8 protein-coding genes are annotated in these 12,291 nt (G+C 49.1%); all 8 read right to left on the bottom strand.

Annotation, left to right across the window (positions count from 1 at the left end; translation table 11 throughout):
• Positions 1-220 precede the first annotated feature (220 nt).
• Entirely contained in the window at positions 221-1,330 is a 1,110-nt protein-coding gene (gene murG / locus PIL01S_RS12300; RefSeq protein ID WP_127537783.1) for an undecaprenyldiphospho-muramoylpentapeptide beta-N-acetylglucosaminyltransferase, read from the bottom strand.
• A 7-nt stretch (positions 1,331-1,337) separates the two neighbouring features.
• The gene (spoVE, locus tag PIL01S_RS12295) at positions 1,338-2,435 is read right to left on the bottom strand and encodes a stage V sporulation protein E (RefSeq protein WP_127537782.1); all 1,098 of its coding nucleotides are present in this window, start codon (positions 2,433-2,435) and stop codon (positions 1,338-1,340) included.
• A 48-nt stretch (positions 2,436-2,483) separates the two neighbouring features.
• The gene (gene murD, locus PIL01S_RS12290) at positions 2,484-3,905 is read right to left on the bottom strand and encodes a UDP-N-acetylmuramoyl-L-alanine--D-glutamate ligase (RefSeq protein ID WP_127537781.1); all 1,422 of its coding nucleotides are present in this window, start codon (positions 3,903-3,905) and stop codon (positions 2,484-2,486) included.
• 3 nt (positions 3,906-3,908) lie between these two features.
• Positions 3,909-4,877: a phospho-N-acetylmuramoyl-pentapeptide-transferase gene (gene mraY / locus PIL01S_RS12285; protein WP_095289967.1), complete on the bottom strand. Its 969-nt coding sequence runs from the start codon at positions 4,875-4,877 to the stop codon at positions 3,909-3,911.
• A 21-nt stretch (positions 4,878-4,898) separates the two neighbouring features.
• Positions 4,899-6,305: a UDP-N-acetylmuramoyl-tripeptide--D-alanyl-D-alanine ligase gene (locus PIL01S_RS12280; protein WP_127537982.1), complete on the bottom strand. Its 1,407-nt coding sequence runs from the start codon at positions 6,303-6,305 to the stop codon at positions 4,899-4,901.
• Positions 6,305-7,792 (bottom strand): UDP-N-acetylmuramoyl-L-alanyl-D-glutamate--2,6-diaminopimelate ligase, encoded by a 1,488-nt coding sequence (locus PIL01S_RS12275; RefSeq protein ID WP_127537780.1) that lies wholly within the window; start codon positions 7,790-7,792, stop codon positions 6,305-6,307. Before PIL01S_RS12275 ends, PIL01S_RS12280 begins: the two co-directional genes overlap by 1 nt.
• Before the next feature lie 124 nt (positions 7,793-7,916).
• A complete protein-coding gene (locus tag PIL01S_RS12270; RefSeq protein ID WP_127537779.1) occupies positions 7,917-9,881 on the bottom strand; it encodes a stage V sporulation protein D in 1,965 nt (654 codons plus the stop codon).
• A 94-nt stretch (positions 9,882-9,975) separates the two neighbouring features.
• A complete protein-coding gene (locus tag PIL01S_RS12265) occupies positions 9,976-12,288 on the bottom strand; it encodes a penicillin-binding transpeptidase domain-containing protein (RefSeq protein WP_127537778.1) in 2,313 nt (770 codons plus the stop codon).
• Positions 12,289-12,291 lie beyond the last annotated feature (3 nt).

The following is a 12,291-nucleotide window of genomic DNA, read 5'->3' as shown; positions in this document are numbered from 1 at the left end:
CTTCTGCCCGCAGGGCCCACTTCTTTTGGTACTAACCACAATCACCTTTGATAGTATGGATTGCTTCCGCCGTTATGCATATCATGCTGCTCAACATCCATGGAAGTATCCCCTGCTATACGACAAAAACCGTGATGCGGCGCCTTGGAACGATTGTCACAATTTATACGGTATCTTATGTCAGTCCTGCCTTGTGTGTGACAATCGCCCAGAACACACTTTACCTGCGTACAGCAAGCCTTTGAATCTCCTTCACCAGCACCTCGGCTGCATCTGGCTTGCCAAGTTCCCGAGACGCAGCGGCCATGCGTTTGCGGGCCGCTTCATCATTCATGATGCGGGCAATGGCCTCATATAACGCATTTCCCGACAGATCCTTCTCCAGCATCGTGACAGAAGCTCCGCCACCTTCCAGTGTACGCGCATTCGCTTCCTGATGATTATTCGTCACGTTAGGTGACGGTATCAGAATGGACGGAATGCCAAGCGATGTAATTTCGGCGAGGAATGACGCTCCTGCACGATTCACAATCAATGAGGTACAAGCGAGAACCTCCGGCATATTATGCACATAAGGAAGCACATGCAAGTGGTTTGGCATCGTTCCAAGTGAACTGCGTATCGCTTCCCGTGTTTCGTCAAAATACGATTCACCAGTTACATAAACGACGTGTACATCGTCCAGCTTCTCCAGCATGGGAGCCATGTCCACCATCGCTTTATTGATGGCCTTTGCCCCGCGGCTGCCACCAACAACCAGCACAACCCGGCTGTCCATTGGCACGCCCAGTGTGGCAAATCCTCGATCACGGCTGGCCTTGGCAACCGTGGTTGCCCTCGGATTACCCGTGTACACTACTCTTTTGGCTCCCGAGAAGGCCTTCTCGGAACCTTCGAAGCTAACTGCAACGGTATCCACGTAACGAGTAAGGAACTTGTTGGTTAAGCCGGGGATTGCATTTTGTTCATGAATGACACTTGGAATCCCTAGTTTGGCAGCTGCATAAACCACAGGTCCACATACATAGCCGCCTGTCCCGATCACCACATCAGGTTTGAATTCCTTCAGCATTTTCTTCGATTTCCGGACGCCCTGAATAAATCGCATAACCGTCTTCAGATTGTCCACGGACAACTTCCGTCGAAATCCTGTAATATCAATGGATTGAAAAGGAATGTTCTCCTGTGGCACTAACTTGCTCTCCAGTCCACGGGTTCCTCCAATATATAAAAATGTCGAGTCGGGATTCTCCGCCTCACATTGTCTTGCTATGGCAACGGCCGGATAGATATGTCCACCGGTACCGCCGCCGCTTAGTACGACTCGCATCGCATAGTCACCTCGCATAACGTGATAAGTTTAACAGTATCCCTAGTGCCGTCAGCATCAAAGTCAGAGATGATCCGCCATAACTGATCAGCGGTAGGGTTATTCCGGTAACGGGCATGAGCCCGATGACTACGCCGATATTGATGATGACTTGTACAGCCACCATGCCGATAATGCCTACACCCAGCAAACTGCCAAAAGCATCCGGCACTGTCATCGCTACTCGCATACCTCTCCAGACCAGTACCAGGAAGAGTAGAAGTACAATAAGTCCGCCAATAAACCCGAGCTCTTCAGCCAATATGGAAAAAATGAAATCCGTTTGCGGTTCGGGCACATAGCTGTATTTTTGCCGGCTCATCCCAAGGCCCAGACCTGCCAGGCCCCCCGGTCCGATTGCATATAACGATTGGATGATTTGATAGCCGGCACCCAGCGGATCGGACCATGGGTCGAGAAAAGCCGTTATTCGTTTCAACCGGTAAGGAGCCGCCGCAATCAATGCGGCAAACCCAGCAACGCCCCCAAGGGCAAGCAGCAGCAAATGTTTCATTCTTGCGCCTGCCGTAAAAATAATCAGCATGGATGCCCCCATCATGACCGTGCCTGTCCCCAAATCGGGCTGCAGCATAATAATGCCGAAGGCGAGACCTATCAATCCAAGCGGGGGCAACAATCCGGTTGTGAATGTTTTAATTTTCCCCGGTTCTTTGCTCAGCCAGTGGGCCAAAAACAAAATCATGCCCAGCTTCATGAATTCAGAGGGCTGAATGCCAAACGATCCAATGCCGAGCCAGCTTCGTGCTCCGCCGCGGACCACGCCGATCCCGGGAATTAACACCGCAATCAGCATAATAAAACAGGCGATCAATATCGGTTTAGCATATTTCCGCCAGACCCGGTAATCCACATTGGCTGTGACAAACATGGCAGCCAGTCCGAGTCCAGCAAATAACAACTGTCTTTTGACAAAATAAAATGAATCGCCATAGTCATGAAAAGCAAGCACCGAGCCCGCACTATAGACCATAATAATGCCGATGGCAAGCAATGCCACAATACAAATCAGGAGCCAGATATCCGGCGCCGGTCGCGTCTGTTTCATCAGGAGGCCACCCCTTGCATGGAAGTAGGGGCTTTTCCACCCCCCTACTTACAAGTTATGCGCCGCCTCTTTAAAAATGCGTCCCCGCTCCTCATAAGAAGCAAACATGTCCCAACTTGCACACGCCGGTGAGAGCAAGACTATATCACCAGGCGCTGCAAGCCGCGACGCTTCCTGTACTGCAGCGGTTAACGTCTGGGCAGCATCATCCTCATTATCGACGACCTTAATTTGCTTTAATCCCGCCAGTTCCGCGACCTTGGCGATTTTCTCACGTGTTTCGCCGAGAGCCACAACCGCTTTTACCCGTTCCTGGAACAAGGGGAGCAGCTCCATCATGTCTGAACCCCGATCCAGTCCTCCGGCGATCAGCACGACCGGATCCTTGAAGGAGTTCAACGCCATGACGGTTGCCTTCGAATTGGTAGCCTTGGAATTGTTGTAGTACTTGGCGCCATTGTGCTCCAGCACATACTCCAAACGGTGTTCAACCCCTTTGAATTCGGACAGGGGTTCCTCAAGCACAGCCGGATCGGCACCTGCCGCTACTGCAATGGCTACCGCAGCCAGCGCATTCCCAACATTAAATTGTCCTGGTATTCCAATGTTTTCAACGTCTATAACGATGTGATAGTTTCCTTGACCGTCGGCATATACCACCTGGCGTTTCACATCATCCTCTTCTCCATCCACGTAAGGAGGATCGGCGTATACGCCCGCTTCCAGCTTCTCAGTCATGGAGAACGGAAGCAGCCTGCTTTTAATATAAGGAACCAATTCCCGGCATACGGGATCATCCCAGTTCAGCACGGCTACGTCATCCGCAAGCTGATTGGCAAAGATTTTAGCTTTGGAAGCGATATAGTCATCCATATCCCCGTGATAATCCAGATGCGTTTCTGTAACATTAAGCAGACTCGCAATCCGTGGACGGAAATGAACAGTTCCCTTAAGCTGGAAACTACTAAGTTCAACGACCATCCAGTTATCGGCCGTAGCTTGTTCTGCCGCCTCGCTGAGCGGTGTACCGATATTGCCGGCCACAATCGGGTTCAAGCCTGCATGCTCCAGCATGTTGCCAACCCATGTGGTTGTCGTTGTTTTCCCGTTGGAACCTGTAATCCCAATCATCGGTGCTGCACAGAGGTGGTAAGCCACTTCCACTTCCGTTACAACCTCAATTCCGAGGGAAAGAGCCTGCTGTACTGGTGGCGCCTGATAAGGGATGCCCGGGTTTTTAACCACAAGCTTCACACCCTCATGAATCAGATCATCGGGATGGCCCCCGCATACAACAGAAATTCCCAAAGCCTCCAATTCGGATGCTTCGGGACACTGTTCCCTCTCTTTTTTATCATTCACTGTGACTTTCGCTCCCGCACGGTCCAGCACCTTGGCAACTTGCACGCCACTCTTTGCCAGTCCGAGCACAACAACCTGTTGACCGCGATATGATTCAGGATGGTTCATGATTTACAACCCCTTGTTGAGATAAAGTCCGAGCGCAGCCAAAATAGCACCAACTGCCCAAAAAGTAATAACAACCCGCCATTCCGACCATCCGCTTAATTCAAAGTGGTGGTGAATAGGACTCATTTTGAATACACGCTTGCCCCGGGTCTTGAACGATACCACTTGAATAATAACGGATAGAATCTCGATGACGAACACACCACCAATGATTACAAAAAGAAGCTCCGTCTTCGTAACAATGGCAACGGCACCAATGGCACCACCAATACCTAGTGAGCCCGTGTCTCCCATAAACACTTTGGCCGGATGCGCATTGTATACAAGAAAACCAAGCACAGCACCAATCATGGCTGCTGCACATACCGCTGCCGGCATAGACGTCGCCTGCATCGCTACAATTGCAAACGCCCCAAACGCAATAGCGCTGATACCAGACAGTAGACCATCCAGTCCATCCGTAAAGTTAACGGCATTGGTGATCGCGAGCATCATGAACACGACAAACGGATAATAGAACCACCCCGTCCAGTCGAAGGAGACGGATGTTCCAGGGATCGAGATCGCTGTGCTGTGCCCATTTTGAATGAGCAAGAAACACATCACGGCGCTGAAAAACAGCTGTCCCAGCATTTTTTGTCTGGCGGTCAGTCCCAGAGAACGTTTGAATACAATCTTGATGTAGTCATCCAGGAAGCCGATCAGGCCAAAACCGAGCGTAGCCACGAGCAGCACATAGAAATCCGTATTTTTGACTGCTGAAAACTTCAAAAAGGCTAATGTAAATGCAAGCAGGATCACAACCCCGCCCATCGTCGGCGTCCCGCTCTTTTTCAGATGGCTCTGCGGCCCGTCTTCCCGAACCTGCTGTCCGAATTTCATTCGGCGAAGTAATGGAATCAATAGCGGTGCAGCAATCACCGCCAAAATAAATGAAACGCCGATTGTTAACAGTAATACCTGAAAATCCATGGGTTCACCCCTCTAGTCTACTCAATTCTGTAATGATGCTATTTTTAGTGATTCGACCACGTCCTCCAGCTTCATGCCCCGGGAGGCCTTGAACAAAACGACGTCTCTGGGATGCAATTTTTCCAGCAGGTAACGGGTCATCTCTTCCTTGTTTTCAAATGCATGTACGGCTTCTGCCGGCATGTGCAGTTTTGCACCCTCTGCTATATTCACCGATAACGGTCCATAGGTTAGCACCATGTCCATTTTCCCAGGCGTAATATACTCTCCGATACCACGGTGAAGCTCCTCTTCCTGAGGTCCAAGTTCCAACATATCTCCAAGTACGGCTACTCGAGAGCGATAACCTTTGAGTCCATCCAACACATCAATAGCTGCTTTCATCGACGTTGGACTTGCATTGTAGGCATCATTAAGCATCGTTAGTCCGCTGACTCCTTGAATAACCTCAATACGCATGCCCGTCAGTTTCAAGCTGGATAACCCGGAGGCAATCTGTTCGGCTGTTACACCAAAGTGACGTGCAACTGCAAGTGCAGCCAGACAGTTAACGACATTGTGTGTACCCAGCAGAGGAAGCGTAAGTGCTTGTTCCCCCAACTGTTTTGTCGTGAAAACAACACCGTTCTGCGCATTCATGAGTCCTGTCGGGTAATCATCATTGTCTGTCTGAAGTCCAAATGTAAATCGTTTCATTCCCTCGGGCTGCTTCGTTTCCGCTTCAGCCAGAACCTGCTTAATCAACGGCTCGTCTCCGTTATAAATTAACAGGCCACCTGGTTTCATGCCTGCAGCAATTTCGGCTTTTGCTCTGGCAATCTCCAGCCTGGAGCCAAGCTGCAGCAGATGGGATTCACCAATATTCGTAATGATGGCGATATCCGGCTGAGTAATCAAAGACAATACCTCGATTTCTCTGCGGCCGCTCATGCCCATTTCCAGAATCACAATCTCGGTATCTTGTTCCATGCTTAGCACCGTAAGTGGAAGTCCGATATGATTGTTGAAGTTTCCCTGCGTCTTATGCACCTTGAATTTGGTAGAGAGAATGGCATCCACAATGTCCTTGGTTGTTGTTTTGCCATTGCTGCCGGTAATGCCCACCACGGAAGTTTGGCTCTCGGCCAGATAGGCAGATGCAAGCCCCTGCAGGGCTGCCAGCGTGTCTTCAACGACGATGACTGCTCCTCCCTGCGGGGGAACACCATGGTCATTCTGCCATAACGCCCCTGCGGCTCCCTTTTCTAAACAAGCTTGCACAAATTCGTGTCCGTCAAACCTCTCGCCGACAAGCGGGATAAACAAACTGCCTTCTACTGGCTTGCGTGAATCCGTAAATACACCTTCAACGCGGATGTCACCGTAAGCAGTGTAGTCGTTTAGTGTTCCTCCGCACATTTCGGCCAATTGCGCTAATGTTCTTTTTATCAATTGGATTTGCCCCTTATCGCCTCTTTGGCTATGATCCGATCATCGAAATCCGTTTTGGTTGTTCCGATAATTTGATAGGTCTCATGACCCTTGCCCGCAATCAATACTACATCGGCTGGGCTTGCCATTTCAATAGCTTCATGTATTGCCTGACGACGATCTACGACCATGAGATAACGATCAGATGGTACGCCTTCTTCTACCAGACCTACTTCAATATCTTTGAGAATCAGATCCGGATCCTCTGTACGTGGATTGTCAGAAGTTACAAATACAATGTCACTATACTTCGCTGCAATTTTCCCCATTAATGGACGTTTGGTCCGATCCCGGTCTCCCCCACATCCGAATACACAGATGACTCGACCTTCGGCAAACTCTTTTACCGTTCGCAATACGTTTTCCAAGCCGTCTGGTGTATGAGCGTAGTCCACAATAACAGCAAATGACTGACCTTCGTCTACGGCTTCAACACGTCCATCCACACCAGGAACCGTCTCAAGACTGCGTTTAATCTCTTCCAAGGGTACTCCTTCAACAAGTGCAGCAGAGATAGCTGCCATGGCGTTATATACGTTGAATTTCCCTACCATGCGCAAGTTAATGTCTGTACTGCCTGCGAATGTATCCACATGGAATGATGTACCCTGCGATGTAATCGAGATGTTGGATGCCCGTACATCAGCATTATCTTCCATGCCATATGTAATGACTTCAGCTGCAGTCACTGATTTGAAATAATTGGCCGATGGATCGTCAGCGTTAATGACCGCAAATTTGCGACGGGAGGCGTCCTCTGCAAACTCGTTGCCAAGTCTTGCAAAGAACAGGCCTTTTGCTGCGCGGTACTCTTCCATGGAATTATGATAGTCCAGATGATCTTGAGTCAAGTTGGTGAATACCGCAGTACGGAAATTGGTTCCTTTTACACGTCCCTGCTCCAGCGCATGTGAGGAGACCTCCATAACGCAGCAGTCCGTCCCCGCTTGAACCATATCATACAGACTGCGCTGCAGATCGAGTGCTTCTGGTGTAGTTCCCGACATTGGATAGGTCCGCCCGTCGTAACGCATTTGAATGGTACCAATCAAACCTGTCTTCTGTCCATGATCACTCATGATCTTTTCAATCAGATAGGTGGTGGTTGTCTTTCCGTTCGTTCCCGTTACACCAATCATATTCATCTTATGGCTTGGTGAGTCAAAGAAAGAGTCTGCAAGGACTGCCATTGCAAAACGACTGTCTTTGACCAGCAGCTGCGGTACAGGTAGTTCCAGTTGTCGTTCCACGACCAGTGCTACCGCTCCGGCATTCACAGCTTTTTCCGCATAATCATGTCCATCTACCGTATGTCCCGGAAGACAGATAAACAGATCTCCCGGTTGAACCTGGCGGGAATCTGTCTGTAAGTTTTGGCATTCTGTATTAGGCTCGCCAATCAGGCGTGCAGTTGTCAGCTTCGATGCAAATTGTTTTAAAAGCACATGAATAACCTCACTTCTCCAAGTTTACTTCTGCTCAAGGCATTTCTTTTTATTAATATCGTCCATATAGCCATTTAATGAAACGCAACTTTTTGAATTTTGTTGCGCTAGGACCTGGAGCCGGTTAAGGCTCCTGTCCTGCTTCCCCTGTATGATCGTGTGCTTCTTTCAGCACATCACTCATATAGATTCGTATGGTAGAGCCCTGCTCCACCCTTGCTCCTGGCTTCGGAGCCTGGTTAATTACGTACTTCCCACTGCCGGACTTAGCCAGCATAAAGTTCATGTTGAGATCTTCATACAGATCTTCTACCGTTGCACCTGTGAGATCGGGAACCGTAACAATTTTGGTTTCGCCATACTTGTATTCTTTCGCAACCTGATCCTTGCGCACAGGAACATTCATATAGTGCAGCGAGTCTTCAAGAATATTCTGTACAATCGGAGCTGCAACGACACCCCCGAACTGAATCCCTTTTGGATTATCGACAGCCGTGTACACTACGATCTGTGGATCATCTGCCGGAGCAAAGCCAATAAAGGATACAATATGCTCGGTAGAGGAATAACGTCCGTTAATAACCTTCTGGGCTGTACCTGTTTTGCCGCCTACCCGATATCCGTCGATGAACGCCGGTCTTCCTGTGCCTTTTGCAACAACACTTTCCAAAGCCTCACGAACCTGCTTGGATGTGTCTTCCGAAATGACCTGCCGCACAAGTTCTGGCTTGACTTCTTCCATCACTTCACCCGTTTCGGGATGAACCCACGCTTTGGTTACATAAGGTTTGTAGAGCTTGCCTCCATTGATGGCAGCCGAGACGGCCGCCACTTGCTGAATGGGGGTGACCGAAACGCCTTGCCCAAAGGCTGTTGTCGCAAGCTCCACAGGACCCACTCGGGACAGCTTGAACAAAATACCACTTGCCTCGCCGCTAAGATCAATACCTGTTTTGGTTCCAAATCCAAAGTTTTTGATGTAAGAAAACAAGGACTCTTTACCCAGCTTTTGACCTAGAGCGACAAACCCGGGATTGCAGGAGTTTTCCACGACTTGCAGGAAGGTTTGACTCCCATGGCCGCCTTTTTTCCAGCAGCGCAGCCGGGCACCTCCAACCTCAACATATCCTGGATCAAAGAACTGATCCTGCTGCAGATTCACCTTCTTCTCTTCCAATGCTGCCGCCAAAGTAATGATTTTAAAAGTTGAACCCGGTTCGTATGTCATCCATATCGGTAAATTCCGGTTATAGATTTCAGACGGATACTGCTGGTAATCCGCTGGTTCATACCCTGGTCTGCTGGCCATGCCGAGGACTTCACCCGTCTTCGGGTTCATGGCGATAGCCAGAGCGGAGTTCGCCTGGAATTTGACCATGGCCTGATCCAGTTCCCTTTCCATAATGGATTGGATCGATTTGTCGATCGTCAGCTCCAGGTTAAGACCATCTCTTGGTTCCACATACTTCTCAGATGAGCCCGGCATAAGCCTTCCGGCCGCATCGGACAAGTAGGACACACTGCCATTTAAACCGGTCAACTTCTCATCATACCTTTTTTCGACCCCGGTCAATCCTTGGTTATCAATCCCCGTAAAACCAAGAATGTGAGCAGCCAGATCATCATAAGGATAGAATCGTTTATTATCCTCTGCAACAACGATACCCGGAAGCTTCAAATCACGAATGCGCTGAGCTTTCTCCATCGTAATTTTGCGGCCGCCGGGTTGTAGTCGTACAATCAGTTCTCTTTTCTTGATGGTTGCCAGCACTTTCTCTTCAGTCATTCCAAGTAAAGGGGCTAGTGCCTTCGCTGTAGTCTCCGCTTCCTTGACTTGAGCCGGAATCGCCATAATCGTCGGTGTAGTTACATTATAGGCAAGAGAGGTACCATTGCGATCCAAGATCTCTCCCCGTTTGGCTGAGTATGGAATGTTCCGCCGCCAGGACTCTTCCGCTTTCGCAGACAATTCCGGGCCTTTCCCGAGTTGTACATAAGCAAGCCTGATCACCAGGGCCGAAAATAACAATACCAAAATGAGCAAACTCCATAACAGCCTGCGCCGTAAATTTACACTTGAACCCTTCACGAAAAGATCCCCCCACTCGTCCCAAAATCATGACCTCGTTCATTCATGAATATTCGGGACAACCGGGGGTTAGAACAAGCTATAAATTCAATGGTTATGGGAGCACCGGATCAATCGCGGCACCAGAAGACGAGTCCGTCTCATTGGTTGGAGCCTCGGTTCCATCCGAGTTCCCCGTTTCTTCTGTCTTGCTGGACTCTTCTGCTGTCCCCTCTTCCTCCAATGCAGCATCTGAAGACTCAGGATCTTCATCCGCTATGCCGGTTACTGCGGCCTTGGCAGTCTGCAATGTGAGCTGTATGGTCCGCTGTTCCCCGGAGACCTGCTCCTTTTGACTCACGACATAACCCTCACCCTTGACAATTACTCCCACTTTCATGAGTGAAAGAACTTCCATGGCATCCCGAAGCGATTCGCCTGTGAGATCAGGAACTTTCATACTGCTGCTGTCTTCCGTAAGCAGATAGATTCGCTGACCTGGGTTCATTAATTCGCCTGCCGCAGGGTACTGGCGAATAACACTCTCGCCCTTCCCTAGGGTCTCGTAAGCAATTCCTGCGTTTAGAAGCTGGCTTCTAGCCTGTTTGGCTGTTTTCCCAGTCAAGTCAGGAGTCTTCGTCTGAACGACGGTAGCTGCCTTTTTGTCCGTGGTCTTTGTCGTATCTTTCGGAACACCCATGTATTGCAGGGTCTGACTGACAATCTTTTTGAATACAGGAGCTGCTGCAGCACCACCACCAATGTTGGTTCCACTCGGTTGGTCAATGACGACTAGCATCGCAATTTTGGGATTGTTAACAGGGGCAAATCCGATAAACGAAACGACATCTTTGGTTTTACTATATTCCCCGTTCACCCATTTTCTTGCTGTTCCCGTTTTACCAGCAACCCGGTATCCTTCTATATAGGCCTTGCGCCCAGTACCGATCTGCTGGTCTGCTACAACCTGTTCCAAATAGCCACTTACCAGTTTTGCAGATTCCTTGGAGATGACCTGGCGGACCTCTTTTGGCTTGGTCACTTCAGTTGTTCCGTCATTTGGATTGATGATTTCCTTCACCAGATGTGGAACCATCAGTTTTCCGCCGTTGGCAATGGCCGAGATGGCAGCCACCTGCTGAATCGGGGTTACTTGAACCAAACCGTGACCATAGGCTGCTGTTGCAATTTCGGACTTATAAACCAATGGTTTGATCGGTGAGGCCGACTCGCTCGGCAGATCAATTCCCGTTTTTTGGCCGAATCCGAATTCGTCTATGTAATGACGCAAACGTTCGCCGCCAAGCATGTTGTAACCGAGATTAACAAAGGCAACGTTACTTGAACGTTTGACGCCTTCGAGATAGGAAATCGTACCATAAGTGTGGCCATTATCACTGATTGAATATCCGCCAATATTAATTCGTTTTGATTCAAACGTCGCGTTTGGATCAAACAGCTTCTCTTCTACAGCACCAGCCAATGTAACAATCTTAAATGTTGAGCCTGGTTCGTAGATGGACTGTGTTGCATGATTGATGAAATCTTTTTGATCCGGGGTTTCCCAGTACGTATTGGGATTAAAATTCGGCCAGTTCGCCATGCCCAATATTTCCATCGTGTTTGGATCTGCTGCAATGACGGTCATACTGAGCGGATTATACTGAGCAACTGCTTCCTTAATGGCATCTTCAATGTAAAATTGAATGGTATCATCAATCGTCAGCTTCAGGTTATTTCCGTTTTGAGGTGGAAGATAGTTATCCTGAGAATCAGGAAGCTTGATGCCTTTGGCATCCTTTTGGTAGTTCAGGTAACCATCAGTGCCCGTCAGTTCTTCATCATACGAAACTTCAAGCCCGTTTACAGCTTTACCGTCACGACTCATGTAACCCAGAAGATGCGATGCAAGCGTCTCTTCGGGGTAAAACCGCTTCGATTCCTGTGCCATTACGATGGCGTTCTGAGCTTTGTATTCTTCCTTCAGTTCTTCCCTCAGCGCGGTTACTTTAGCTGCCAGTTCCGGGCTGATTTTGTAACCCTCACTTCGCACCTCGCGCTGTTTGTAAAATTTCCCTTTTTTATCTTTGGCAGTCACCAAAGCACGCATTTCACTTTCATTCTTGCCAAGTATTGCTGCGAGCTTGGTCGTAACGACATCTTCAATCCCAAGTTCATTGATCATCTCGGGATTGACCGATACCGTATATGCCGGTGCATCTGTTGCCAGAATGTTGCCGTTCCGATCCGTAATAGACCCCCGGCTTGCCTTAATCGTCTGCTCACGTTCCACCAGCTCGGAGGCATATCCTTGCCAGGTACTGCTGTTTACCACTTGAATAAAAAAGATTCGGGTTATCAGTACAAGAAAAAAGAGGGTAATACATCCCCCTATAAGCAGCGTGCGCATCTTTATTCTTTTTACCATCGG

This window comes from Paenibacillus illinoisensis NBRC 15959, assembly GCF_004000925.1.
GTDB classification, from domain to species: Bacteria; Bacillota; Bacilli; order Paenibacillales; family Paenibacillaceae; genus Paenibacillus; species Paenibacillus illinoisensis.
Note: the sequence above shows the minus strand (reverse complement) of the source record. Positions and strands in the feature narration are given on the sequence as shown.